The following is a 24,063-nucleotide window of genomic DNA, read 5'->3' as shown; positions in this document are numbered from 1 at the left end:
CTCAGCGCGCCGGCACGAAGCCGACGCGGTCGTACACCGCGGCCAGGGTGCCCGCCGCGACGGCGCGCGCCTTCTCCGCGCCGCGCGCGAGGAGCCGGTCGAGCTCGGCGGGGTCCTCGAGCAGGGCGCGCTGGCGCTCGGCCAGCGGCACCGCCGTGGCCAGCACCGCCTCGGCGACGGCCTTCTTCAGGTCGCCGTAGCCGCGGCCGGCGAAGTCGTCCTGCACCCGCTCGACGGTCGTGCCGGTGAAGGCGGCGAGGATCGTCATGAGGTTGGAGACGCCCGGCTTGCCCTCGGGGTCGTAGAGCACGTCGCGGCCGGTGTCGGTGACGGCGCTCTTGATGCGCTTCTCGATCCGCTTCGGGTCGTCGAGCAGCTCGACGAGGCCCGCGCCGCCGATGCTCTTGCTCATCTTCGCCGTGGGGTCCTGCAGGTCGAGGATCTTCGCGGTCGCCCTCGCGATGTGCGGCTGCGGGAGCCGGAAGACCTCGCCGAAGCGGCTGTTGAAGCGCCCGCCGAGGTCGCGCGTCAGCTCGATGTGCTGGCGCTGGTCCTCGCCGACCGGGACGAGGTCGGCCTGGTAGAGCAGGATGTCCGCGGCCTGCAGCACCGGGTAGGTGAACAGCCCGACGGTCGCGCCCTCGGTGCCCTGGCGGGCCGCCTTGTCCTTGAACTGCGTCATGCGGCTCGCCTCGCCGAAGCCGGTGATGCAGCCGAGCACCCAGGCCAGCTGGGCGTGCTCCGGGGCGTGGCTCTGCACGAAGAGCGTCGAGCGCTCGGGGTCGACGCCGGCGGCGAGGTACTGCGCGGCGACCGCCCGGGTGCGCCGGCGCAGGTCGTCCGGGTCGTGGCCCGCGGTGATGGCGTGCAGGTCGACGACGCAGTAGAACGCGTCGTGGTCGTCCTGCAGCGCCACCCACTGCCGCAGCGCCCCGAGGTAGTTGCCGAGGTGCAGCGAGTCGGCCGTCGGCTGCATGCCGGAGAACACGCGGGGGCGGGGGGTCGTACCGGGCATGGTGGTCATCCTCGCAGGCTCAGGCGCCGCCGCCGCCGGGGGGCAGGGCCGTGGCCCCGCCGCGCGCCGCCCCCTCGTCCCCGTACGCGTCCCCGTCCCCGGGCGCGTCCCCGGCGCCGGGCGCGGGCGCCCCCTCCGCCGCGTCCTCGGGCAGGGGCGTGATCTGGATGCGGTCGACGCGCCGCCCGTCGAGCTCGGTCACCTCGAGGCGGTGCCCGAGCGCCTCGACGACGTCACCCGGGCCGGGCACCCGGCCGAGCTCGTTCATGACGAAGCCGGCCACGGTCTCGTACGGCCCCTCGGGCAGCCGCAGGCCGGTCCGCGCGGCGAGGTCGTCGAGGTTGAGCAGGCCGTCGACCTCCACCGAGCCGCCGCGCAGGGTGCGGGTCTGCTCGTCGTCGACGTCGTACTCGTCGCGGATGTCGCCGATGAGCTCCTCGACGAGGTCCTCGAGCGTGACGATGCCGTCGGTGCCGCCGTACTCGTCGAGGACGATGGCCAGGTGGTGCCCGTCGCGGCGCATCTCGGACATCGCGGGGAGCACCTGCTTGGTGCCGGGCAGCTGCGCCACCTCGCGGGCGATCTCGCCCACGCGGGTGTTGCGCCCGGCCACGTCGGGGTTGAAGAGGTCGCGGACGTGGACGAAGCCCACCACGTCGTCGTGGCTGCCGCGCACCACCGGGTAGCGCGAGTGCGGCATCTCCGCGACGAGCTTGGCGGCCTTGAACGCCGGCAGCGAGGCGTCGAGGAAGTCGACCTCGGTGCGCGGCACCATCACCTCGTGCAGGCGGCGCTCGCCCGCGGCGAACACCTCCTCGATGAGCCGGCGCTCCTCGCCGCCGAGGGTCTCGTGCCCCGCGACCATGTCGCGCAGCTCCTCCTCGGTGATCGTCTCGCGCGCCGCCTGCGGGTCGCCGCCGAGCAGGCGGACCACCGCGTTCGTCGACACCGAGAGGAGCCACACGACGGGCCGGCTCAGCGTGGCGATCCGCGCGAGCACCGGCGCGACGAGCAGCGAGATGCCCTCGGAGCGCTGCAGGGCGAGCCGCTTGGGCACGAGCTCGCCGAGCACGAGCGAGACGTACGAGATCATCAGCGTGATCACGACGAGGGCGACGGTCGTCGAGGCGCCCTCGGGCACGCCCCAGCCCACGAGCACGGGGGCGAGGTCGTCGGCGAGCGTGGCCGCGCCGAACGCCGAGGACAGGAAGCCGGCCAGGGTGACGCCGATCTGCACCGAGGCCAGGAAGTCGTTCTGGTTCGCGTGCAGGCGGGCGACGGTCTCGCCGCGCCGGCCCCGCCGGGCCAGCGCCCTCGCCTGCGCCTCGCGCAGCGACACCAGGGCCAGCTCGGACCCGGCGAAGAAGCCGCCGACGAGGACGAAGAGGAGGACGAGGAGGATGTTGGAGAGGGTCTCGCTCACGGCGCACTCCCGGTGGGGTGCGCCCGTCTAGGGCAGCCGTCCATGGTGGCCCAGCGTAGGGCCACGCCGTCCCCGGCCCGTCAGCCGACCTCGACGGCCACCGGCTCGCTCACCGCGCCGATCGCCGGGACGCTCGTGCGCAGGAGGTTCTCGCCCGGGCGGCCGAGGGAGACCTCGAGGTCGTAGCGCCCGCCCTCGCCCGTCGTCGTGCTCGCCGGGAAGTCGGCCCAGCCGCCCTCCTCGCGGCGCTGGACGACCACGCGGGCCCCCTCCTCGCCGCCCACGAGCTGGCCGCTGAGGGTGAGCCGCTCGCCCGCGTCGACCGCGCCCGTGCTCGTCCCGAGCGACAGGGAGCCCTGCGCGGACGGCGTCGGCGAGGCGGTGGGCGCCACCGGGGCGGCGGTGCCGCCGGTGACCTGGCGCCCCTCCGGCGCGTCGCCGCCGGCGAGCAGGGCCCCGGTGCCCAGCCCCGCGACGGCCGCGCCCAGCAGCACCAGCACCACGAGCACCGCCCGCGCCCCTGCCGACCCCATGTCAGAGCACCGTACGGGGCGCGCGGGGCGGGCGCGCCAGGGCCCTGCGCGCCCCGGCCGCCCCGCGCGCCGCCGCCGTCGTCAGGCCGATGCCGCGGCCTGCAGGTTGTCGTCGAGCGCCGCGAGGAACTGCTCCGTGGTGAGCCACGGGGCGTCCTTGCCGATGAGCAGCGCGAGGTCCTTGGTCATCTGGCCGGCCTCGACGGTCTCGACGCAGACGCGCTCGAGGGTCTCGGCGAAGCCGGTCACCTCGGGCGTGCCGTCGAGCTTGCCGCGGTGCTTGAGCCCGCCGGTCCAGGCGAAGATCGACGCGATCGGGTTCGTCGACGTCGGCTTGCCCTGCTGGTGCTGGCGGAAGTGGCGCGTCACGGTGCCGTGCGCCGCCTCGGCCTCGACGGTGCGCCCGTCCGGCGTCATGAGCACCGAGGTCATGAGGCCCAGCGAGCCGAAGCCCTGGGCCACGGTGTCCGACTGCACGTCGCCGTCGTAGTTCTTGCACGCCCAGACGTAGCCGCCCTCCCACTTCAGGGCCGCGGCGACCATGTCGTCGATGAGGCGGTGCTCGTACGTGATCCCGGCCGCCTCGAACTCGGCCTTGAACTCGCTCTCGAAGACCTCGGCGAAGATGTCCTTGAAGCGCCCGTCGTACGCCTTGAGGATCGTGTTCTTCGTCGACAGGTAGACCGGGTAGCCGCGGTCGAGGCCGTAGCGCAGCGACGCGCGCGCGAAGTCGCGGATCGAGTCGTCGTAGTTGTACATCCCCATCGTCACGCCGCCGCCCGGGAACTTCGAGACCTGCATCTCGACCGGGGCGGAGCCGTCGTCCGGGGTGTAGGTGAGCGTGACGGTGCCGGGGCCGGGGACCACGAAGTCCGTCGCCTTGTACTGGTCGCCGTGCGCGTGGCGGCCGATGACGATGGGCTTGGTCCACCCGGGGACGAGCCGCGGGATGTTGCTCATGATGATCGGCTCGCGGAAGACGACGCCGCCGAGGATGTTGCGGATCGTCCCGTTGGGCGAGCGCCACATCTTCTTGAGGCCGAACTCCTCGACCCGCGCCTCGTCCGGGGTGATGGTCGCGCACTTCACGCCGACGCCGTGCTCCTTGATGGCGTTGGCGGAGTCGACCGTCACCTGGTCGTCCGTGGCGTCGCGGTTCTGGATCGACAGGTCGTAGTAGCGCAGGTCGACGTCGAGGTAGGGGTGGATCAGCCGGTCCTTGATGAAGGCCCAGATGATGCGGGTCATCTCGTCGCCGTCGAGCTCCACCACGGGGCCCTGGACCTTGATCTTCGCCATGCTCCGTGCGCTCCTTCGTGCCTCAGCCGCTCTGCGGTCGCAGGGAGCCTAGCCGCGGGGGCGCCGCCGCCCGGCACCGCCCCGCGGCCGGCGGCATGGGCGGCGCGCCGGGCGGGAAGCCCCAGGGGCGATGCCCGCCCGTACGCCCCCGCCCCCGCACCGGCGGCGCGACGCGGCCGCCGCCCTGGCCACCGCCCGCCGGCGCCTCGAGCGGCGCGCCGCGCGCCCCGCGCCGCGACTGCGCTCCCCCGGCGCGCGCGACGCCGTGCTCACCGCGCTGCTCGTGGCCGCCAAGGGCGCCCTCGCCGCGGTCGTCGCGTGGCTGGTCGCCGTGCGCGTCTTCCCCGAGCCGCAGCCCTACTTCGCCCCGCTGGGCGCGCTGCTGGCGGTCAACCCGACCGTCGCCACCTCGCTGCGCCAGGGCGCCACCTGGATGGCCGGGATCGCCGCGGGCATCGGGGTGGCCCTGGGCACGTGGGCCCTCGTGGGGCACTCTGCGGTGGGGCTGGGGCTGGCGATCCTCGTCGCCAGCCTCCTCTCGGGGTGGCACCGGCTGGGCCCGAACGGGTTCCAGGTGCCGTTCATGGCGCTCTTCGTGCTGCTCCTCGGCGGCGACGACCCCGTCGGGTACACCCTCCCCCGCCTCGGCCACGGCGCCCTGGGGGTCGCGGTCGGCGTCGCCGTCAACGTCCTCGTGGTGCCCCCCGTGCTGCTGCGGCCCGCGACCGACGTGCTGGCGCAGCTGCGCCGGGAGGTCGCCGACCTGCTGCGCGGGGTCGCGGACGACCTGGACGGCCCGTGGCCGCCGGAGCAGCCCGTCGAGGAGCGCGGGGAGGGGCTCGAGCAGCTCGTGCTGCGGGCGCGCCAGGCGGTCGAGCGCGCCGGGGAGAGCCTGCGCTGGAACCCGCGGGCGCCGCGGTGGCGGCGCGAGCCCCGGCGCGACGCCATCGCCCTCGAGGGCCTCGAGCGCATGGCCGTCGAGGTGCGCGGCGTCGCGACGACGGTGCACGAGGCCGCGCAGGGCGAGGCGGCCCCGCTGGCCCTGGAGCCGGCGTCGCGCCCGCGGCTCGTCGAGGTGCTGCGCGGCACGGCGGACGTCGTGGACCGCTACGCGGTGCCCGACGCCTCGGCGCAGGACCTCGCCGACGTCGCCGCCGCCCGCGTCGCCCTGCGGCGCATCGCCGAGGACGCGGTGCGCGACCGGCACGAGGCGGGGTCGGCCGTGCTCGCCGAGGCCGCCCTGCTCGTCGACCTCGACCGGGTGCTGCGCGAGGTCGACCGCTCGGCGCGCTCGCTCGTCGCGGAGGAGCGCGACGAGCCCGTCGGCGCGCGGCGCTGACGGGCTCGTCGGGGTGGTGCGGGTGGTGCGGCGGGGTGGTGCCGTGCTGCAGGGGCCCCTCCCCGCGGGGGTCCGCCTCAGAGGTCGCGGACGTCGGCCTGCTTCGCGCGCACGGCCTCGGCGGCCTCGCCGAGCGCGGCGCGCTCGTCGGCCGTGAGGTCGGTCTCGACGACCCGGCGCACGCCCTGGCGGCCGAGCTCGGCCTCGACGCCGAGGTAGACGCCCTCGATGCCGTACTCGCCGTCGACCCAGGCGCAGACCGGCATGACCGCGCCGCTGTCCTCGATGACGGCGCGGGCCATGCGGGCCGCCGCCGCCGACGGCGCGTAGTACGCCGAGCCGGTCTTGAGCAGCGCCACGACCTCGGCGCCGCCGTTGCGGGTGCGCACGACGAGCTCGTCGACCTCCTCGGGCGAGAGCAGGTCGCGCAGCGGCTTGCCGTCGACCGTGCAGCGGCTCGGGACCGGGACCATCGTGTCGCCGTGCGAGCCCAGGGTCAGCGTGCGCACGCTGCCCACCGGGACCTGCAGCTTCTCGGCCACGAAGTTGGTGAAGCGCGCCGTGTCGAGCATGCCCGCCTGCCCGAGCACCCGCTCCTTGGGGAAGCCGGTCGCGAGCTGGGCGAGGGCGGTCATCTCGTCGAGGGGGTTCGAGACGACGATGACCACGGCCTCGGGAGCGTGCCGGGCGACGTTCTCGGCCACGCCGCGCACGATCTTGGCGTTGGTCTCGATGAGGTCCATCCGGCTCATGCCGGGCTTGCGGGGCAGCCCAGCGGTGATGACGACGACGTCCGAGCCCGCGACGGCCTCGTAGCCCTGCCCGTCCGGCGTGGTCGTCTGGCCCACGACGCGGGTCTCGAAGCCCTCGACCGGCCGGGACTGGTTCATGTCGAGGGCGAGGCCCTCGGGCTTGCCCTCGACGATGTCCGTGAGGACGACCGTGTCGAGGATGTCGTACTCCGCCAGGCGCAGGGCCGTGGTCGAGCCGTAGAAGCCGGCCCCGACGACCGTGACCTTGCCGTTGCGCGCCATCGTCGTCCTCCCTGGGCGGCGCCCGCGCCGCCGGTGTCTCGTCGCTGCGGTCTGCGCCGAGCGACCCTAGTGCAGCGCGGGGGGCCTCACGCGGGCGGGGGCACGACGACGGTGAGCACCACGAGCCCCGCGCCGATGGCCGCCAGCACCGCGACGTCGACGACGCGCCCGCGCACGGCCAGCAGGCCGGCCCGCCGCTCGGGCAGCACCGCGCGCAGCACGGCGGCGAGCAGCAGCGAGGCGGCGAGCAGGGCGCTGCCGGGGCGGAAGCGGTCGGCGGCGACCACGACGAGGCCGGCGAGGACGCTGCCGAGCACGAGGGCGGCGGGCCACTCGCGCAGGCGCGCGCCGCTCACGCGCGGGCCGTGGCGCTCACGCCGCCCCGGCCGCGCGCTCGGCGGCCTCGACGACGTTCGTGAGCAGCAGCGCGCGGGTCATGGGGCCCACCCCGCCGGGGTTGGGCGCCACCCACGCGGCCACCTCGCGCACCGCCGGGTCGACGTCGCCGGTCAGGCCCGCCCCCGTCCGCGAGACGCCCACGTCGAGCACGACGGCACCGGGGCGCACGTCGTCGGGGCCGACGAGGTGCGGCACGCCAGCGGCCGCGACGACGACGTCCGCGCGGCGCAGGTGCGCGCGCAGGTCCCGGGTGCCGGTGTGGCAGAGCGTCACCGTCGCGTTCTCGGTGCGCCGGGTGAGCAGCAGGCCCAGCGGCCGGCCGACGGTGACCCCGCGGCCGACGACGACGACCTCCTGCCCGGCGAGCGCCACCCCGTGGCGGCGCAGCAGCTCGACGATGCCGCGCGGGGTGCACGGCAGCGGCGCCTCCTGCCCCAGCACGAGCCGGCCGAGGTTGCGCGGGTGCAGCCCGTCGGCGTCCTTGTCGGGGTCCACCCGCTCCAGCACCGCGAGCTCGTCGAGCCCGCGCGGCAGCGGCAGCTGGACGATGAAGCCGGTGCAGGCCGGGTCGGCGTTGAGGTCGTCGACGACGTCCTCGACCTGCGCCTGCGACGCGTCCGCCGGCAGCTCGCGCGCGATGCTCGCGATCCCCACCTCCGCGCAGTCCCGGTGCTTGCCGCGCACGTAGGAGCGGCTGCCGGGGTCGTCCCCCACGAGGACCGTGCCGAGGCCGGGCACGACGCCGCGGGCGCGCAGGGCCTCCACCCGCGGGCGCAGCTCGGCGCGGATCGCGGCCGCGGTGGCCTTGCCGTCGAGGGTCTGGGCGCTCACGGGGGTGGATCCTCCCACGCCCGGGCGGGGCCCCGGCGCGTGGCGCGTATCAGCGGGAGGCGCCCGCCGCTCCCCCTGCCGGCGGGGCGCCCGGCCCCGCAGGAGCGGAGGTGGACCCGTGGACCTCGTCGGCTGCCCGGCCTGCGGCGCGCCGGCCGAGCGCACGCCCTGGACCGGGCCCGGCCCCGCCGGGCTCGCCTCGGTGCTCTGCGCCGGCGGCCACTGGCTGCTGCTCCCCCGCGCCCGGCCGCGGGAGCGGCCGGCAGCCCGGTCGGGGGCCCGGCCCGTGGCTCAGCCCGGGGCGGCGGGCGGCAGGCCGACCGTCGGCAGCCCGGTCTCGGACTCGGCGGTGCGGTAGCCCAGGTCGTAGTGCGCGGCGAGCTGCGCCTCGTCGGAGGCGGCGAGGTGCCCCGCGCCCCCCACGCCCGGGGCGGCGCGCACCGTCGCCGCGTCGTGCGGCAGGACGACGGCCCCGTCCTCGAGCGACGCCCCCGCCAGGGGGACCATCCGCTCCTCGGTGCCCGCCTCGGTCGCGGCGGGCCCGTCGTCGCCGGCGGCGGCGGACCCCGCGACGAGCCGTACGGTGAGCCAGTCCGGGTCGCCGCCCGCCTCCGGCGACCACACGGTGCTGACGGTGCCCAGGCGCGCGCCCGTGGCGTCGCGGACCTCCCGGCCCTCGAGGTCGAGCGGCCAGGGACCGCTCCCCTGCGCGTCCGTCGTCATGCGCTGCTCCTCCCGCGTCGGGCTCCTGAGCGCGGCGCGCCGCGCGCCGCTGCCGCGACCCTTCCCGCTGCGCGCCCTCCCATCCCGGCGGGTCCCGCCGGACCCGTGACCGGGCGCGCGTCGTCAGGCGGCGAGCAGCGCGCCCACGTGCGCCCCGACGGCCCGCAGCGCGGCCGGGGACGGGTCGAGCAGCGCGAGGCCGACCGAGCCGTCGTCGACGAGGCGGGCGACCCGCGCCCGCACCTCGAGCTCGTGCCCGCCCAGGCGGGCGCGCAGCTCCACCCGGTCGCCGGGCCGCAGCCGGGCGCCCCCGGTGGTGCAGCGCGCGCCCGAGGCGCTGACGTCGAGCAGGCGCACCTCGTGCCGCGCCCCGGCCGCCGCCAGCACCGCGGGCTCGTTCGCCGGGACGCGCTCGTCGCCGCGGCGCTCGAGCTCCTCGCCCGCCACGGCGAGCGTCCCGATCCGGTCCATGGCCTCGGTCAGCCGCGCGGTCAGCACGTCCACCAGCCGCCCCTGGTCCTGCGACACCCCGGTGAGCGCGGAGCTGACCCGGTCGACGGCGCCGATGCCCTCGGCCATGGCCGTGATCGCCTCCGACACCGCGGCCGCGTCGCGCTCGAGCGCGGCGATCGTCGTCGTGATCTCCTCGGTCGAGCGGGCCGTGGTCGTCGCGAGCTGCTTGACCTCGCTGGCGACGACGCTGAAGCCCTGCCCGGCGGCGCCCGCCCGCACGGCCTCGATGGTGGCGTTGAGCGCCAGCAGGCGCGTCTGGCCGGCGACGCCCGCGACGAGCTCGGCGACGGCGGCGACGTTGCGCAGGCTGCCGCCCAGGGCGGCGACGATCCGGTCGGCCTCCTCGGCGCGGGCCACGACCCCGCGCGCCACCTCGTCGACGTCGCGGACGCTGCGGTCGATGCTGCGCGCGGAGCCGTCGACCCCGTCCACGTGCCCGACGACCGAGCGCAGCTCGCCGAGCACGGCCTCGGCCGTGGCGTCGAGCACGGACTGCGCCCGCTCGCGGGCCTGGCGCACGGCGGCCCGCTGCTCGCGGTAGTGGGCGAGCTGCTGCTCCGCGCGCGCGGCCTCCGCCGCCCCGAGCGCGGCGTCCTGGCGCTCCAGCTCGACCCGGGCCCGCTCGACCGCGGCGCCGATGGCCGCGAGCTCGTCGCCCCCGGCGGGCAGGGGGCGCGGCGCCAGGTCGTGCCCGGCGATCGCCGTCACCGCGCCGACGGCGAGGGCCACGTCGCGGCGGGTGCGCCACCAGACGGCGGCGGCGAGCCACACCGCCACCAGCAGCCCCGCGCCGGTCGCGCCGAGCGTGAGCGCGCCGCGCGCGAGGAGCCCGTCCGCCCGGGTGGCGAGCAGCCCGTCGAGGGCGTCCAGCGCCGGGGCCGCGGCGGCCGCGGCACCCGCGAGCACGGCGGGGTCGCCCGCCGGCCCGTCGAGGTCGGCGGTGAGGTCCCCGGAGAGCGCCTCGGCCGCGGCGGCCGCGGCGAGCAGCCCGTCGAGGCCGTCGGCGAGGCCGGGGGCGGCCGAGGCCCGTACGGACGCCGCGACGTCCGAGCGCAGGGCGGCCGCGGCGCCGGCGAGCGCGCCCGCCTCGACCGCGCGCGCCGCGACCGCGCGGTCGGGGGCCAGGGTGGGGTCCGGCGCGGCCGCGCGCGCGGCCGCGGCCAGGGCGCGCGGCAGCTGCACCACCTGCGCGTCCATGGCGTAGAAGGAGTCCAGGTCGGGGTCGAGGACCAGGCGCGACGCGTCGCCCACCTGCGCGACGAGGCGGGTGAGGGCCTCGACGACCGCGAGGCGCCCGGCGGGCGCGGTGCTGCCCGGTGCCGCGACGGCGGCGCGCACGGCGTCCAGGGCGTCCCCCGCACCCAGCTCGGGGTGCCCCTCGACCGCCGCGGCGAGCGGCCCGACCGGCACCTCCTGCCCGGCAGCGGCCGCGGCGAGGGAGGCGAGGGCGGGGCGCAGCACGGCCACGCCGTCCCGCTCCGACGCGGCGAAGGCCACCTGGCCCCCGAGCAGGTGCGCCGAGGTCGTGCCCGCCACCGCCGTCGGCACGAGGAGGACCGCGACGAGCACGGCGAGGCGCGCGCTGGTGCGCAGGCGGGCCGTCAGCGCGAGGGCGGGGCGCAGCAGGAGCGGGGGCGCGCTCGTCGAGGGGTCCACGGGGTGTGCGTCGGCGGCCCCTGCGCCCGGCTTGACCCCCTGCGCCCCCTCAGTGCGCGAAGTGCCGCGTGCCGGTGAGGTAGAGCGGCACGCCGGCGGCGGCGGCCGCCGCCACGACCTCCTCGTCGCGGACCGACCCGCCGGGCTGCACGACCGCGCGGACCCCGGCGTCGAGGAGCACCTGCAGGCCGTCGGCGAACGGGAAGAACGCGTCCGAGGCCGCGACGCTGCCGGACGCCCGCTCACCGGCCCGCGAGACCGCGAGGCGGGCGGAGTCGACGCGGTTCACCTGGCCCATGCCGACGCCCACGGTCGCGCCGCCGGCGGCGAGCAGGATCGCGTTCGACTTCACCGCCCGGCACGCCCGCCAGGCGAAGGCCAGGTCGGCGAGGGTCGCCGCGTCGACCGGCTCCCCGGCCGCGAGGGTCCAGCCGGCCGGGTCGTCGCCGGGGGCGTCGACGTCGTCGGCCCGCTGCAGGAGCAGCCCGCCGGACACCGGGCGCAGCTCGGCGCGGGCACCGGGGTGCCCCTCGGGCACGACGAGCAGCCGCACGTTCTTCTTGCGGGTGAGCACCTCGAGCGCGCCGTCCTCGAAGGCGGGCGCCACGACGACCTCGGTGAACACCTCGGCGACCTGCGCGGCCATCGCGGCCGTCACGGGGCGGTTGACGGCGATGACGCCGCCGAAGGCCGACACGGGGTCGCAGGCGTGCGCGGCGGCGTGCGCCGCGGCGACGTCGTCGGCGACCGCGATGCCGCAGGGGTTCGTGTGCTTGACGATCGCCACGCAGGGTCGCTCGTGGTCGTACGCCGCCCGCCGCGCCGCGTCGGCGTCGACGTAGTTGTTGTACGACATCTCCTTGCCGTGCAGCTGCTCGGCGCCGGCGAGCCCGCCGCCCCGCGGCGCGGCGTAGAGCGCGGCCCCCTGGTGCGGGTTCTCGCCGTAGCGCAGGACCGCCCGCCGCTCCCACGTCGCGCCGACCCAGGCCGGGAAGCCGCTGCCGTCGTCGGTGGGCGAGAGCACGCTGCCCATCCACGAGGCGACCGCGACGTCGTACGAGGCCGTGTGGGCGAAGGCCTCGGCGGCGAGCCGCTGCCGCTGGGCGAGGGTGAACCCGCCGGCGCGGACGGCCTCGAGCACCTCGCCGTACCGCGCGGGGTCGGTGACGACCGCGACCGAGGGGTGGTTCTTGGCGGCCGCCCGGACCATCGACGGCCCGCCGATGTCGATCTGCTCGACGCACTCGTCGGGGGTGGCGCCGGAGGCGACCGTCTCGGCGAAGGGGTAGAGGTTGACCACGACGAGGTCGAACGGCTCGACGCCGAGCTCCTCGAGCTGCGCGGCGTGCTCGGGGCGGCGCAGGTCGGCGAGCAGGCCCGCGTGCACCCGCGGGTGCAGCGTCTTGACCCGCCCGTCGAGGCACTCCGGGAACCCGGTGAGCTCCTCGACCGGGGTGACCGGCACGCCCGCGGCCGCGATGCGCGCCGCCGTCGAGCCCGTGGAGACGACCGCCACGCCGGCCTCGTGCAGGCCCCGGGCGAGCTCCTCGAGCCCCGTCTTGTCGTACGCGCTCACCAGCGCCCGCCGCACGGGGCGGACCCCCTGACCGGTCATCCCAGCCTCACCTTCCTGCCCTCGACGACCATGCCGCCGCGGGCGAGCCGGTCGAGGACCTCGACCAGCAGGGCCCGCTCGGCCACCTTGATGCGCTCGTGCAGCGTCGCCTCGTCGTCGTCGTCGAGGACCTCCACGGCCCGCTGGGCCACGACCGGCCCGGTGTCCACGCCCGCGTCGACGAGGTGGATGGTGCAGCCGCTGACCTTGACCCCGTGCGCGAGCGCGTCGCGCACCGCGTGCGCGCCGGGGAACGACGGCAGCAGCGCGGGGTGGGCGTTGAGCACGGGCGGGCCGGCGAGCGCCGCCGGGCCCAGCACCTTCATGAACCCGGCCGAGACGACGAGGTCGGGCGCGTGCTCGGCGACGGCCGCGGCGAGCGCCGCGTCCCAGTCGGCCCGCTCGTCGTAGGCCGCGAGCGGCACCACGAAGGTCGGCACGCCCGCGGCCCGCGCCCGGTCGACCCCGCCGGTGCCGGCGCGGTCCGCGCCGACCGCCACGACCTCGTACGGCGCCGCGGGGTCCGTCGCCGCGGCGTCGAGCAGCGCCTGCAGCAGGGTCCCCGAGCCGGAGACGAGGACGACGACGCGCACGGGCGTCGACCCTAGCGGTCCTCAGCCGGCGGCCGGACCACCGCCGGTCCCGCCTGCGGCCGGCTCCTGCGGGAGCCGGCGGCGGGCGGCGTACGCCGTCGCGCCGGCGGCGAGCGCGAGCTCGAGGCCGCCGAGCAGGCCCACCTGCCACGGCGAGGGCCCGACGGCGGAGAGCCGCCCGCCGAGCAGCGGCCCGCCGGAGAGGGCCGCCAGGGCGGCGAGCAGCGCCCCGCCGCCGAGCCCGGCGAGGGCGGCGTGCCCCGCGGCGGCCAGGGGGGCGGTCGGGCGGGCGCCGAGGGCCGCGCGGCGGCGGAGCACGACGAGGCCCGTGAGCACGCCGGCGACGAGCGGCGCGGCGAGGGCGGCGGCGAGGGCGGGGTGCGCGGCGCCCTGCGGCGGCACGGCGCCGAGCAGGGGCAGCCCCGGCAGGGCGGGCAGCGCCCCGAGGTCGGTGAGGAACGCCGAGACGGACGTCCCCTCCCCCACCGCGAAGCCGGGGCCGGCGGCGACGGCGGCGCCCCACACCGCGGCGTTCGGCGCGAGCAGGGCGGTGAGCAGCACCAGCAGGCCCTGCCCGACGGGGCCCGGGTCGAGCCCGGCGGACGCGTCGGCGACCCGGCCCGCCCCGAGGGCGAGCGCGAGGGTGGCGAGCAGGCCGCCCGCGGCGAGCAGCGCGGCCGCCCCGGTCGACGCGCCCGCGAGCAGCGCGCGCGCGCCGGGCCGCAGCGGCGGGCCCTGCCCCGCCCCCCACGCCCCCCAGAGCGCGGCGACGAGGGCGAGCCCGCCCGCGCCGAGCGCCGCGGCCCCCGGCGCGACCCGGACCTCGGGGGCCGCCGCGGCCAGCGCGACGAGGGCGGCGACGCCGGCGTACGCGAGCGCGAGGACCACGGCGAGCGCCGCCCCCTCGCGCCAGCCGCCGGGCGCCGCCCGGCGGGCGGCCGCTCCGGCGGCGGAGCGCACGAGCAGCAGGGGCAGCGCGACGAGCCCCAGGGGGGCGAGCCCGACGGTGCCGCCGCCGGACGCCGCCCGGACCGACAGCGGGGCGTGGTGGGCCACGAGCCAGAGGTCGCCCGCCGCGCGCAGCGCCGAGGCCGAGTCCGCGCCGGAGCGCGGCGCGGTGGCCCAGGCCAGCACGACGAGGAGGGTCAGGGGGAGCAGGCCGAGCGCCGCGGCGCGCAGCGCGGCCCCGGCGCCGGCCACGCCGACCGGCAGGGCGCCGCGCAGCGCGGCGGTCAACCGCCGGGCCGCGCCGGGGTCGTCCGGCGGGCCGGCGTCGGGCGCGGGGCGCAGCAGCGTGGCCATCGCGCACCATCGTCGCCCGGTCGCGCCCCGTCACGGCGGCGCCGCGCCGGGCGACCGCGCGGGAGGCGGCGCCGGGTGGCGGAGGTGCGCCGGCGCGGCAGGTGGCAGGCTGGGCGCATGGCGAAGCTCTTCGAGGGCCGGTCCCGCGCCGGGCGCGACCCCCGGCTCCCCCCGGGCCAGTACGACGTCGGCGGCGGCTGGCCGGTCCTCACCGCCGAGCCCACCCCGCGGGTGGAGCGCGACGCGTGGACGTTCCGCGTCGACGGGCTCGTCGACGCGGCGCGCACCTGGTCGTGGGCCGACGTGCAGCGGCTGGCGGCGACGACCTGGCGCGGCGACATCCACTGCGTGACGACCTGGTCCAAGCTCGACACGGCGTTCACGGGGGTCGACCTCGACGTCCTGCTCGACGAGGTCGGGGTGTCCCCGTCCGCGACGCACGTCGTGGCCTGGTCCAGCACGGGCTACACGACGAACCTCCCCCTGGCCGAGGTGCGCGGCGGCAAGGCGTTCCTCGTCTGGGAGCACGAGGGGCAGCCGCTGCCCCGCGAGCACGGCGGTCCGGTGCGCATGCTCGTGCCGCACCTCTACTTCTGGAAGAGCACGAAGTGGGTGAGCGGGCTGCGCCTGCTCGACCACGACGAGCCGGGGTTCTGGGAGACCCGCGGCTACCACGAGCTCGGCGACCCGTGGCGCGAGCAGCGCTACGACGGCGACTGAGCGTGGCGGCACCCCTGGAGGAGCCGGGCGGGCAGGGCCCGGGCGGCCTGCCGCCGCTGCCCGGCATCGACGCGCCGGCCCGGCGCCCCCCGCGCTCCGGCGCGCGCCGGGAGTGGCAGGACGCCCGGGTGCTCGAGGTGCGGCGCGAGACCGCGCGCGCCTCGACGTACCGGCTGGGCCTGCCGCGCTGGGAGCCGCACGTCCCGGGCCAGCACTACGTCGTGCGCCTCGTCGCGCCGGACGGCTACCGCGCCGAGCGCTCGTACAGCGTGGCGAGCCCGCCGTCCGACGAGGGCGTCATCGAGCTCACCGTCGAGCGCCTCGCCGACGGCGAGGTGTCGGCCTACCTGCACGACGGCATCGCGCCGGGCGACGAGCTCACGGTGCGGGGGCCGTTCGGCGGCTGGTTCGTGTGGCGCGGCGACACCCCGGCGGTGCTCGTCGGCGGCGGGTCCGGCGTCGTGCCGCTCATGGCCATGCACCGGCACTGGCGGGCGACCGGGCGCCGCGCGCCGCTGCGCATGGCCGTGGCGGCCCGCTCCCCCGAGGAGCTGCTCTACCGCTCCGAGTACGGCGACGAGACCCTCCTCGCCTTCAGCCGCGCCGTGCCCGAGGGCTCGCCCCGGCCGCGGGGGCGGCTCACCGCCGCCGACCTCGAGCCGCTGCTGCTGCCCGGGGCGACGCACTACGTCTGCGGCTCGACCCCGTTCGCCGGGCACGCCGAGGAGCTGCTGCTCGGGCTCGGCGTGCCCGCCGACGCGATCCGCGTGGAGCGCTTCGGGGGCGGCTGAGCGCCCGCCTCAGGGGGTCGTCGCCGGCACGCCGGGCACGCCGCCCTCGCAGGCCGGCCAGTCGACCTCGGGCGAGCAGTAGGCGTCGATCCCCAGCACCTCCCAGCGCGGGGACTGCGCGGCCAGGCGCACCCGGTACTCCTCCCACGTGCCGCCCGGCGCGGACCAGCCCTTCTCCGCGATGCCGGGCAGGCGGGGGAACGCCATGAACTCGACCTGGTCGAGGTCCTGGAGCGTCTCGGTCCACATCGGCGCCTCGACGCCCAGCACGTCGCGCTCGCGCACCCCGTCGACGAAGGTCACCGGGTCCCAGTCGTAGCTCTGCTCCACCGACGTCGGCCCGGCCCAGGCGAGGCCGAGCGGCGTCGAGGGGTCGTACTTCTGGTCGACGTACGCCCGGCTCGCCGGGGACATGACGAGGTCGAGGCCCTGCGCGACGGCGTCGGTGGCGGTGCGGGTGCCCTCGGCGCCGCCCGAGGCCGGGTTCCAGTACTGCGCGACGCCGCCGCGCGCCACGTCGGCCGCGCTGATCTCCGCCCAGCCCATGGTGCGCTTGCCGTGGCTGCGCACGATGCGGTCGACCCGCTCGACGAAGTAGCGGTAGTCCTCGTCGCTCGTGCTCAGCGCCTCGTCGCCGCCGACGTGGATCCACGGCCCGGGGGTCAGCTCCGCGAGCTGGCCGACGACGTCGTCGAGGAAGCGGTACGTCAGCTCCTTGCGGATGCACAGCGAGCTGAAGCCGACCTCGATGCCGGTGTAGACCGGCGGCGCGACGCCGTCGCAGTTCAGCCGGGCGTACGAGGCGAGGGCCGCGTTGGTGTGCCCGGGGGTGTCGATCTCGGGGACGACCGTGACGAAGCGCTCGGCGGCGTACCGGACGATCTCCCGGTAGTCCTCCTGGGAGTACCAGCCGCCGGGCGTGCCGCCGACCTCGGTGGTGCCGCCGGAGCGGGTCAGGCGCGGCCAGCCCTCGATCTCGATGCGCCAGCCCTGGTCGTCGCTGAGGTGCAGGTGCAGGACGTTCATCTTGTAGAGCGCGATCTCGTCGACGTAGCGCTTGACCTCCTCGACGGTGAGGAAGTGCCGGGCCACGTCGAGCATCGCCCCGCGGTACATGAAGCGCGGCGAGTCGACGACGCGCACCGCGTCCACCGCCCAGTCCACGCCCGCGCCGACCCGCTCCTGCGCCTCGACCTGGGGCGGCAGGAGCTGGCGCAGGGTCTGCACGCCGCGGGAGAGGCCGGCCGGGGTCGTCGCCTCGAGCAGCACCCGCGAGGAGCGCACGTCGAGCCGGTACCCCTCGGGCCCCTCGACGCCGGGCAGGCCCTTCGCGCCGCGCAGCCGCAGGACGAGCGCGCCCTCGGGGACCCGGCTCGTCCGCAGCACCGGCAGCGGCAGGCCGGTGGAGCGGCGCAGCTGCTGCGCGAGCTGCTGGGCGACGCGCAGCGTCTCCGGGCGGCCGGGCACGACGACCTGCGTCGCGTGGTCGAGCCGGAAGGGCCCGCCCGGCAGGTCGCGCAGCGACGACGGCGCGGGGACGAGCCGCTCGGCGGCGGGGACGTCGCGCAGGTCCGGCACGTCGGGGACGTCGGCGCGGGCGGGGCCGGCGCCGGCCGCGGGGAGCACGGCGACCGCGAGCGCGGCGGCGAGGGCGCCGAGCGCGGCGCGGCGGGCGAGGGTCACGAGCATCGTCGCTCCTGGGGGGGTGCGGTCCTGCGGGTCGGTGACCCACCGTCGCTGCACCCTCGCACTGCGGTACGGACCGTGGCAAGGGGGGCGCTGGAGGGGCGCGACCGGTCCCCGGTGCGCCGCAGGCCCCCGTCCCGGGCGGGACGGGGGCCTGCGGCGTGCGTGCTGCGGCGGCGGGACGGCGTCAGCGGCCCTGCAGCCCCTGCATGACCTCGCGCATGAGGCGGGCGGTCTCCGACGGCGTCTTGCCGACCTTGACGCCGACGGCCTCGAGGGCCTCCTGCTTCGCGGCCGCGGTGCCGGAGGAGCCGGAGACGATGGCGCCGGCGTGGCCCATGGTCTTGCCCTCGGGGGCGGTGAACCCCGCGACGTAGCCGACGACCGGCTTGGTGACGTGCTCGGCGATGTACGCCGCCGCGCGCTCCTCCGCGTCGCCGCCGATCTCGCCGATCATGACGATGGCGTCGGTCTCCGGGTCGTCCTGGAACGCCTGGAGGCAGTCGATGTGCGTGGTGCCGATGACCGGGTCGCCGCCGATGCCGACGCAGGACGAGAAGCCGATGTCCCGCAGCTCGTACATCATCTGGTAGGTCAGCGTGCCCGACTTGGACACCAGGCCGATGCGCCCGGCGCCGGTGATGTCGGCGGGGATGATGCCGGCGTTGGACCTGCCGGGGCTGATGAGCCCGGGGCAGTTCGGCCCGACGATGCGGGTGGTGCCGGAGTCGACGGCGTACTGGTAGAAGTCCGCGGTGTCGTGCACCGGGACGCCCTCGGTGATGACGACGACGAGCGGGACGCCCGCGTCGACGGCCTCGTACACCGCGGCCTTGGTGCCGGCCGGCGGGACGAAGACGACGGACACGTCGGCCCCGGTCTCCTTGACGCCCTCGGCGACCGAGCCGAACACCGGCAGCGACGTGCCGTCGAAGTCCACGCTCTGGCCGGCCTTGCGCGGGTTCACGCCGCCGACGACCTGGGTGCCGGAGGCGAGCATGCGCCGGGTGTGCTTCTGGCCCTCGGAGCCGGTCATGCCCTGGACGAGGACCTTGGAGGTCTCGGTGAGGAAGATCGCCATGGTGCTCAGGCCCCCGTCGTCGCCAGCTCGGCCGCGCGCTTCGCGGCACCGTCCATCGTGTCCACCCGCTCGACGAGCCGGTGCGCGGCCTCGTCGAGGATGCGCCGGCCCTCCTCGGCGTTGTTGCCGTCGAGGCGCACCACGAGCGGCTTGGTGACCTCCTCGCCGCGGTCCTCGAGGAGCGCCAGGGCCTGGACGATGCCGTTGGCGACCTCGTCGCAGGCGGTGATGCCGCCGAAGACGTTGACGAAGACGCTGCGCACGCTCGGGTCGCCCAGGATGATCTCGAGCCCGTCGGCCATGACCTGCGCGGAGGCGCCGCCGCCGATGTCGAGGAAGTTCGCCGGCTTCGGCCCGCTGTCGCCGCCGAGGTCCTGCCCGGCGTACGCCACGACGTCGAGCGTGCTCATGACCAGGCCCGCGCCGTTGCCGATGATGCCGACCTCGCCGTCGAGCTTGACGTAGTTGAGGCCCTTCTCCTTCGCCTTCGCCTCGAGCGGGTCGGCGGCGGCGCGGTCCGCGAGGTCGGCGTGCGACGGCTGGCGGAAGTCGGCGTTCTCGTCGAGCGTCACCTTGCCGTCGAGGGCGACCACGCGACCGTCGCCGGTCTTGACGAGCGGGTTGACCTCGACGAGCGTCGCGTCCTCGGCGACGAAGGCGCCCCAGAGCTTCTGCACCGCCGCGACGACCTGGTCGGCGACCTCCGCGGGGAAGGCGCCCTTCTCCACGATCTCGCGGGCCTTGGCCTCGTCGATGCCCTTGAGCGCGTCGACGGGCACCCGGGCGAGGGCCTCGGGGCGCTCGACGGCGAGCTGCTCGATCTCCACGCCGCCCTCGCGGGAGGCCATGGCGAGGTACGTGCGGTTGGCCCGGTCGAGCAGGACGGAGAAGTAGTACTCCTCCTCGATGGCCGCCGCGGGGGCGATCATCACCCGGTGGACCGTGTGGCCCTTGATGTCCATGCCGAGGATCTGCTCGGCCTTGGCGGCGGCGTCGTCGGGGCCGTCGGCGAGCTTCACGCCGCCGGCCTTGCCGCGCCCGCCGGTCTTGACCTGCGCCTTGACCACGACGCGCCCGCCCATGCGCTCGGCGGCGGCGCGCGCCTCCTCCGGCGTCTCGGCGACGGCGCCGTCCAGCACCGGCACGCCGTGCGCGGCGAAGAGGTCCCTCGCCTGGTACTCGAACAGGTCCACGTGCGTCAGTCCCTCGCGTCGTCGGCTGCTACCGGGACGCCCGCTGCCGGGACCGTCCCCGTCGCGCGAGGGTAGACCCGCCGCCCTCAGCCCCCGCCAGCCGCCCCCTCGCCGACGTGGGTGCGCACCCAGTCGACGATCGCGCGGGTCGGCGTGCCGGGCCCGAAGACCTGCGCGACCCCGCGGGCGCGCAGCTCGGGCACGTCGCCCTCGGGGATGATGCCGCCGCCGAAGACGACGATGTCGGCGGCGTCGCGCTGGGCGAGCAGCTCGACCACGCGCGGGAACAGCGTCATGTGCGCCCCGGACAGCACGGACAGCCCGATCGCGTCGGCGTCCTCCTGCAGGGCGGTCTCGACGATCTGCTCGGGGGTCTGGTGCAGCCCGGTGTAGACGACCTCCACGCCGGCGTCGCGCAGCGCGCGCGCGACGACCTTGGCGCCGCGGTCGTGCCCGTCCAGGCCGGGCTTGGCGACCACGACGCGGATGCGGGAGACCGGCTCCGTCGTCGGCATGGCGGTCACCGTAGTGGAGCCGTGCGCCGCCCGGCGCCCGGCGCCGGGGCACGGGCGGTGCGCCCCTAGCCTGGCCGCCGTGGCGAGGACTGCGGTGGTGACCGGGGCGAGCAGCGGGATCGGGGCGGCGACGGCGCGGCGCCTCGCGGCCGAGGGGTACGACGTCGTGCTCGCCGCGCGGCGGGCCGAGCGGCTCGCCGCGCTCGCGCAGGAGGTCGGCGGCCGGGCGCTGCCGCTCGACGTCACCGACCGCGCGGCCGTCGAGCGCTTCGCCGCCGAGGTCGGGGACTGCGCGGTGCTCGTCAACAACGCGGGCGGCGCGTTCGGCACCGAGCCGGTCGCCGACGCCGACCCCGACGACTGGCGCGCGATGTACGAGGTCAACGTGCTCGGCGCGCTGCAGGTCACCCGGGCGCTGCTGCCCGCGCTGGTCGCCTCGGGCGAGGGCACCGTCGTCTTCCTGACCTCGACCGCGGGCTTCGTCGCGTACGAGGGCGGCGGCGGCTACGTCGCGGCGAAGCACGGCGAGCACGCGCTGGCCGCCACGCTGCGCCTCGAGCTGCTCGGGCAGCCCGTACGGGTCCTCGAGGTCGCCCCCGGCATGGTGCGCACCGACGAGTTCGCGGTGAACCGCTACCGCGGCGACGCGGACGCCGCCGCCCAGGTCTACGCGGGCGTGGCCGAGCCGCTGGTGGCCGAGGACGTGGCCGACTGCGTGGCGTGGGCGGTGACGCGCCCGCCGCACGTCAACGTCGACCTGCTCGTGGTGCGCCCGCGAGCGCAGGCCGCGCAGCACCGGGTGCACCGGGTGGACCGCGCGCACCGGGAGGGCTGAGCCGGCCCGCCGCAGGTTGCGCCGGGCGGGTGGTCCGCGGGCCGCGCGCTGCTGACCGGGCCCCCGCGCTGCCGACAGGCAGGGCATGGCCCCGTACCGGCTGCTGCGCAGCGCCGTCCTGCCGACCGCCGTCGCCGCCGTGGCGGCGCTGCTGACCAGCGCCCCCGCGATGCCGGCCGCCGCGGCGGCGCCCACGGTGACGGTCCAGGGGCCGCAGTACGACAGCCCGGGCGCGACCGTGCCCGTGGTCGTCACCGTGACGGACCCGCCGTCCGGCTACGCGGTCGCGCTGACCGCGTCCGCGGACCGGGGGGCGCGGACGGTGTGCACCGGCGCGACGTGGGCGAACCCGGTGCGGGGCACGGTGTCCCGCCGGTGCTACGTGACGCTGCCGCGGACGCGGGGCTCGCACGTGCTCGCCGGTCGGGCGGTGCTCACGCGGTCCGGGTCCCCGACCGTCACGGTGACCGGCCGGGGGCCGCGGGCGCTGCGGGCGGAGGGGGTGGTCACCGACGGCCTCACGCTGGCCGCCGCCCAGGCGGTGGAGGGGTGCGGCAACGCGACCCAGCACGTGCAGCTGACCTTCGACGACGGCGGCTCGGCCTCCTCCATCCGCTCCATCCTCGGCACCCTGCGCCGCAACGGGGTGCGCGGGCGCTTCTTCCCGACGGGCACCTGGGCCCGGGCCAACCCGGGGCTGATGCGGGAGGTCCGGGCGGGCGGGCACCTGCTCGCCAACCACACGGACGACCACCCCGCCCTGAGCGCCCTCGGCGACGCGGCCGTCGCGGCGCAGCTGCGGCGCGGCGTCGCCGCGACCACGCGGCCGAAGCTGCTCCGCCCGCCGTACGGCGCCGGTGCCCTCAGCGCACGGGTCGTGCGCATCGCGGCCGAGCAGGGCTACGCGGTGTGCCGCTGGACGAGCGACACCTACGACTGGGAGGGGGCGAGCGGCCGGGTGCTCGCCGAGCGCGTGCGGTACGGCGACGCGCGGACCCCGCCCGTGCAACGCGGGGGCGTCGTGCTCATGCACGGCACGGGCCGGCACACCGCGGACGGGCTGCAGGGGATCATCGACGCGGTGCGGGCCAAGGGGCTGTCGCTGGAGCCGCTGCGCCCGTGAGCGCTCGGTCCGCGCCGCGCGCGTGCACCCGCCGACGGGGGCGCCACGGTGCGGCGGGAGATCGGCGGGGAGGCCGCGGCGTCGGTCGTCGTGCACCTGCCGGAGCGGCAGGGCGGGCGCGGTCGAGCCCGCTTCGACGTCACCTCGGCCCCCCTGCCGCCGGGTCGGTGCGCCGCCGGACCGGCGGTGCACCCCGTCAGGCCGCGGCGTCGGCGAGGTGGTCGACGAGCCGGGCGAGGCCCTCGATGCGGTCGGCCTCGTCGGCGGGGCCGAGGCCGCGCCGGTCGAGGTGCACGGCGCGCATGCCGGCGGCGCGGGCGCCGAGGACGTCGACGGCGTGGTCGTCGCCGACGTACAGCGCCCGCCCCGGGGCGACCCCGAGCCGCTCGCAGGTGGCGGCGAAGGCGCGCGGGTCGGGCTTGGCGACGCCGAGCTCGCCGGCGGTGACGACGGGGCCGAGCCGGCCCGCGAGGCCGACGGCGGCGATCTTGGCGTTCTGCTGCTCCGGCATGCCGTTGGTGAGCACGGCGAGGCGCAGGCCGCGCTCGGCGAGCACGGCGAGGCAGGCCTCGACGTCGTCGTACGCGTGCCACTCCCGCTCGTACGCCCGCAGGAAGCCCTCGTAGTCCGCGTCGAGCGCGGCGTCGTCGCCGACGGGCAGCCCGAGCAGGGGCAGCACGTCGCGCAGGCGGCGCCGCCGCTGCTCCTGGAACCCGCAGCGGCCCTCCCGCCACGCGGCGAAGTGCCGTTCCTCGGCGGCGAACCAGGCGCGCTCCACCTCGGGGCCCACGGTGCCGCCGCGGCCGGCGACCCACTCCCGCAGGCCCGCGAGGGCGGCGGCCGGGTGGTCGAAGAGGGTCCCGTCGAGGTCGAAGACCACCGCCTGCAGCGCCGCCACCCGCGTGAGCCTAGGTGCGCACCGGGCATCCTGCGCGCCGTGACCGGCACCCTCGCCGTCGAGGTCGACCCGAGCCTCGACCCGCTCCTGCCGCCACGCCGGCGGGGCCGGCGGGTCCACGTCGTCGCCGACGGGTCGGCGCTGGTGCACGTGGTGGAGTCGGTGGGCGTGCCGCGTACGGAGGTGGGCGCCCTCCTCGTCGACGGCGCGCCCGCGGCGCCGGGCGACCGGCCCAGGGCCGGGGCGCTGGTGCGCGTGCTCCCCGTCGCGCGCCCCCAGCCGGCGCCGACGGACCCACCGCGCTTCCTGCTCGACGTGCACCTGGGGACGCTGGCCCGGCGGCTGCGGGTGCTCGGGGTCGACGCGGCCTGGGACCGCACCCTCGACGACCCCGGCCTCGTCGAGCGGGCGGCCGCGCAGGACCGTGTGCTGCTGACCCGGGACCGCGGCCTGCTGCGGCGCCGCGCCCTGCCGCACGGCGCGTACGTGCGCGGCCAGGACCCCGAGGAGCAGGTGCTCGACGTCGTGGACCGGTTCGGGCTGGTCCCTCGGCCGTGGACGCGGTGCACCGCCTGCGGCGGGCCCCTCGCCCCCGTGGCGAAGGAGGAGGTGGCGGCGGAGCTCCCCGAGGGGACGCGGCGGACGTACGAGACCTTCGCCCGCTGCGCCTCCTGCGGCCGGGTCTACTGGCACGGCGCGCACGGCGCGCGGCTCGACGCCTTCGTCACCCGGGTGCTCGACCGCCGGGCGTGACCCGGGTCCTCCCCTCCTCCTCGCGCAGCGCTGCGTCGGACTCGGCGCGGTCGTGGTGCCGCGCTCGTCCTTCGTGCTCGTCCCGTCCCCGTCCTGGCCACGGAGCGTCCCGGGAGCGCGTCACCGGCGCCGGGTGAGGCGCTGGGCGAGGTGGCGTTCGTGGCGGCGGGGCCGCTGCTCGGGGTCGACCCAC

General features: G+C 77.5%; 23 protein-coding genes. 6 read left to right on the top strand and 17 right to left on the bottom strand.

Annotated features, from left to right (window positions below; translation table 11 throughout):
* Window position 1: 1 nt before the first annotated feature.
* The 4 genes from trpS to D5H78_RS11410 all read right to left on the bottom strand — a co-directional run bounded on the left by trpS (window position 2) and on the right by D5H78_RS11410 (window position 4,270).
* Window positions 2–1,015, bottom strand: a complete 1,014-nt coding sequence (trpS, locus tag D5H78_RS11425) for a tryptophan--tRNA ligase (RefSeq protein WP_119950622.1) — start codon at window positions 1,013–1,015, stop codon at window positions 2–4.
* Window positions 1,016–1,034: 19 nt separating this feature from the next.
* Complete coding sequence (locus tag D5H78_RS11420; protein WP_119950621.1) at window positions 1,035–2,438, bottom strand: hemolysin family protein; 1,404 nt, start codon at window positions 2,436–2,438, stop codon at window positions 1,035–1,037.
* 80 nt (window positions 2,439–2,518) lie between these two features.
* Window positions 2,519–2,971, bottom strand: a complete 453-nt coding sequence (locus D5H78_RS11415; RefSeq protein ID WP_133412048.1) for a hypothetical protein — start codon at window positions 2,969–2,971, stop codon at window positions 2,519–2,521.
* An 81-nt stretch (window positions 2,972–3,052) separates the two neighbouring features.
* The gene (locus D5H78_RS11410; protein ID WP_119950618.1) at window positions 3,053–4,270 is read right to left on the bottom strand and encodes an NADP-dependent isocitrate dehydrogenase; all 1,218 of its coding nucleotides are present in this window, start codon (window positions 4,268–4,270) and stop codon (window positions 3,053–3,055) included.
* A gap of 130 nt (window positions 4,271–4,400) precedes the next feature.
* Here D5H78_RS11410 and D5H78_RS11405 point away from each other — a divergent pair, with 130 nt between their 5' ends.
* Entirely contained in the window at window positions 4,401–5,609 is a 1,209-nt protein-coding gene (locus D5H78_RS11405; protein WP_119950616.1) for an FUSC family protein, read from the top strand.
* 77 nt (window positions 5,610–5,686) lie between these two features.
* Here the strand turns inward: D5H78_RS11405 and mdh are convergent, their stop codons facing one another.
* From mdh to D5H78_RS11360, 8 genes are all read right to left on the bottom strand, one after another.
* On the bottom strand, window positions 5,687–6,643 hold the full coding sequence (mdh, locus tag D5H78_RS11400; protein ID WP_119950615.1) for a malate dehydrogenase: 957 nt from the start codon (window positions 6,641–6,643) through the stop codon (window positions 5,687–5,689).
* Between the two features lie 86 nt (window positions 6,644–6,729).
* Window positions 6,730–6,999: a DUF3017 domain-containing protein gene (locus D5H78_RS11395; protein WP_218566516.1), complete on the bottom strand. Its 270-nt coding sequence runs from the start codon at window positions 6,997–6,999 to the stop codon at window positions 6,730–6,732.
* 16 nt (window positions 7,000–7,015) lie between these two features.
* Entirely contained in the window at window positions 7,016–7,873 is an 858-nt protein-coding gene (locus D5H78_RS11390; RefSeq protein WP_119950614.1) for a bifunctional methylenetetrahydrofolate dehydrogenase/methenyltetrahydrofolate cyclohydrolase, read from the bottom strand.
* A gap of 291 nt (window positions 7,874–8,164) precedes the next feature.
* Window positions 8,165–8,596: a PRC-barrel domain-containing protein gene (locus tag D5H78_RS11380; protein ID WP_119950611.1), complete on the bottom strand. Its 432-nt coding sequence runs from the start codon at window positions 8,594–8,596 to the stop codon at window positions 8,165–8,167.
* A gap of 123 nt (window positions 8,597–8,719) precedes the next feature.
* Window positions 8,720–10,765 carry a methyl-accepting chemotaxis protein gene (locus tag D5H78_RS11375; RefSeq protein WP_119950609.1) on the bottom strand — a complete coding sequence of 682 codons (2,046 nt, stop codon included), beginning with the start codon at window positions 10,763–10,765 and terminating at the stop codon, window positions 8,720–8,722.
* Between the two features lie 49 nt (window positions 10,766–10,814).
* Entirely contained in the window at window positions 10,815–12,380 is a 1,566-nt protein-coding gene (gene purH, locus D5H78_RS11370; RefSeq protein ID WP_119950607.1) for a bifunctional phosphoribosylaminoimidazolecarboxamide formyltransferase/IMP cyclohydrolase, read from the bottom strand.
* The gene (gene purN, locus D5H78_RS11365) at window positions 12,377–12,973 is read right to left on the bottom strand and encodes a phosphoribosylglycinamide formyltransferase (protein ID WP_119950606.1); all 597 of its coding nucleotides are present in this window, start codon (window positions 12,971–12,973) and stop codon (window positions 12,377–12,379) included. Before purN ends, purH begins: the two co-directional genes overlap by 4 nt.
* Before the next feature lie 21 nt (window positions 12,974–12,994).
* Window positions 12,995–14,275 carry a cell division protein PerM gene (locus tag D5H78_RS11360; RefSeq protein ID WP_119950605.1) on the bottom strand — a complete coding sequence of 427 codons (1,281 nt, stop codon included), beginning with the start codon at window positions 14,273–14,275 and terminating at the stop codon, window positions 12,995–12,997.
* A 117-nt stretch (window positions 14,276–14,392) separates the two neighbouring features.
* Between D5H78_RS11360 and D5H78_RS11355 the strand changes: the two genes are divergently transcribed.
* Window positions 14,393–14,995 (top strand): sulfite oxidase-like oxidoreductase, encoded by a 603-nt coding sequence (locus D5H78_RS11355; RefSeq protein WP_119950604.1) that lies wholly within the window; start codon window positions 14,393–14,395, stop codon window positions 14,993–14,995.
* Window positions 14,996–14,997: 2 nt separating this feature from the next.
* Window positions 14,998–15,786, top strand: coding sequence for an FAD-binding oxidoreductase (locus D5H78_RS11350; RefSeq protein WP_218566515.1), 789 nt, complete (start codon window positions 14,998–15,000; stop codon window positions 15,784–15,786).
* Window positions 15,787–15,795: 9 nt separating this feature from the next.
* Here the strand turns inward: D5H78_RS11350 and D5H78_RS11345 are convergent, their stop codons facing one another.
* The 4 genes from D5H78_RS11345 to D5H78_RS11330 form a co-directional block, all read right to left on the bottom strand.
* Window positions 15,796–17,475 carry a beta-N-acetylhexosaminidase gene (locus tag D5H78_RS11345; RefSeq protein ID WP_119950603.1) on the bottom strand — a complete coding sequence of 560 codons (1,680 nt, stop codon included), beginning with the start codon at window positions 17,473–17,475 and terminating at the stop codon, window positions 15,796–15,798.
* 184 nt (window positions 17,476–17,659) lie between these two features.
* Window positions 17,660–18,553 carry a succinate--CoA ligase subunit alpha gene (gene sucD / locus D5H78_RS11340; protein WP_119950602.1) on the bottom strand — a complete coding sequence of 298 codons (894 nt, stop codon included), beginning with the start codon at window positions 18,551–18,553 and terminating at the stop codon, window positions 17,660–17,662.
* A 5-nt stretch (window positions 18,554–18,558) separates the two neighbouring features.
* Window positions 18,559–19,746, bottom strand: a complete 1,188-nt coding sequence (gene sucC, locus D5H78_RS11335; RefSeq protein ID WP_119950601.1) for an ADP-forming succinate--CoA ligase subunit beta — start codon at window positions 19,744–19,746, stop codon at window positions 18,559–18,561.
* An 86-nt stretch (window positions 19,747–19,832) separates the two neighbouring features.
* Complete coding sequence (locus D5H78_RS11330; RefSeq protein WP_119950600.1) at window positions 19,833–20,261, bottom strand: cobalamin B12-binding domain-containing protein; 429 nt, start codon at window positions 20,259–20,261, stop codon at window positions 19,833–19,835.
* A 79-nt stretch (window positions 20,262–20,340) separates the two neighbouring features.
* Here D5H78_RS11330 and D5H78_RS11325 point away from each other — a divergent pair, with 79 nt between their 5' ends.
* Together D5H78_RS11325 and D5H78_RS11320 are read left to right on the top strand one after the other, a co-directional pair.
* Window positions 20,341–21,096 (top strand): SDR family NAD(P)-dependent oxidoreductase, encoded by a 756-nt coding sequence (locus D5H78_RS11325; protein ID WP_119950840.1) that lies wholly within the window; start codon window positions 20,341–20,343, stop codon window positions 21,094–21,096.
* Between the two features lie 85 nt (window positions 21,097–21,181).
* Window positions 21,182–22,219, top strand: a complete 1,038-nt coding sequence (locus D5H78_RS11320) for a polysaccharide deacetylase family protein (protein WP_119950599.1) — start codon at window positions 21,182–21,184, stop codon at window positions 22,217–22,219.
* Window positions 22,220–22,415: 196 nt separating this feature from the next.
* Here D5H78_RS11320 and D5H78_RS11315 read toward each other — a convergent pair whose 3' ends face one another.
* Window positions 22,416–23,117 carry an HAD family hydrolase gene (locus D5H78_RS11315; protein WP_218566514.1) on the bottom strand — a complete coding sequence of 234 codons (702 nt, stop codon included), beginning with the start codon at window positions 23,115–23,117 and terminating at the stop codon, window positions 22,416–22,418.
* A gap of 39 nt (window positions 23,118–23,156) precedes the next feature.
* Here D5H78_RS11315 and D5H78_RS11310 point away from each other — a divergent pair, with 39 nt between their 5' ends.
* Window positions 23,157–23,870, top strand: a complete 714-nt coding sequence (locus D5H78_RS11310; protein ID WP_119950598.1) for a Mut7-C RNAse domain-containing protein — start codon at window positions 23,157–23,159, stop codon at window positions 23,868–23,870.
* Window positions 23,871–24,063 lie beyond the last annotated feature (193 nt).

The organism is Vallicoccus soli (assembly GCF_003594885.1).
Classification (GTDB): Bacteria; Actinomycetota; Actinomycetes; order Motilibacterales; family Motilibacteraceae; genus Vallicoccus; species Vallicoccus soli.
The sequence above is the reverse complement of the archived record's forward strand: the minus strand, read 5'-3'. Positions and strand labels throughout refer to the sequence as shown.

Excerpts from the sequence above, each read along its gene's own strand:
- trpS (WP_119950622.1), bottom strand. The coding sequence starts at position 1,015 with ATGCCCGGTACGACCCCCCGCCCCCGCGTGTTCTCCGGCATGCAGCCG.
- D5H78_RS11415 (WP_133412048.1), bottom strand. The coding sequence starts at position 2,971 with ATGGGGTCGGCAGGGGCGCGGGCGGTGCTCGTGGTGCTGGTGCTGCTG.
- D5H78_RS11410 (WP_119950618.1), bottom strand. The coding sequence starts at position 4,270 with ATGGCGAAGATCAAGGTCCAGGGCCCCGTGGTGGAGCTCGACGGCGAC.
- D5H78_RS11405 (WP_119950616.1), top strand. The coding sequence starts at position 4,401 with ATGCCCGCCCGTACGCCCCCGCCCCCGCACCGGCGGCGCGACGCGGCC.
- mdh (WP_119950615.1), bottom strand. The coding sequence starts at position 6,643 with ATGGCGCGCAACGGCAAGGTCACGGTCGTCGGGGCCGGCTTCTACGGC.
- D5H78_RS11380 (WP_119950611.1), bottom strand. The coding sequence starts at position 8,596 with ATGACGACGGACGCGCAGGGGAGCGGTCCCTGGCCGCTCGACCTCGAG.
- purH (WP_119950607.1), bottom strand. The coding sequence starts at position 12,380 with ATGACCGGTCAGGGGGTCCGCCCCGTGCGGCGGGCGCTGGTGAGCGCG.
- D5H78_RS11360 (WP_119950605.1), bottom strand. The coding sequence starts at position 14,275 with ATGGCCACGCTGCTGCGCCCCGCGCCCGACGCCGGCCCGCCGGACGAC.
- D5H78_RS11355 (WP_119950604.1), top strand. The coding sequence starts at position 14,393 with ATGGCGAAGCTCTTCGAGGGCCGGTCCCGCGCCGGGCGCGACCCCCGG.
- D5H78_RS11345 (WP_119950603.1), bottom strand. The coding sequence starts at position 17,475 with ATGCTCGTGACCCTCGCCCGCCGCGCCGCGCTCGGCGCCCTCGCCGCC.
- sucD (WP_119950602.1), bottom strand. The coding sequence starts at position 18,553 with ATGGCGATCTTCCTCACCGAGACCTCCAAGGTCCTCGTCCAGGGCATG.
- D5H78_RS11330 (WP_119950600.1), bottom strand. The coding sequence starts at position 20,261 with ATGCCGACGACGGAGCCGGTCTCCCGCATCCGCGTCGTGGTCGCCAAG.
- D5H78_RS11320 (WP_119950599.1), top strand. The coding sequence starts at position 21,182 with ATGGCCCCGTACCGGCTGCTGCGCAGCGCCGTCCTGCCGACCGCCGTC.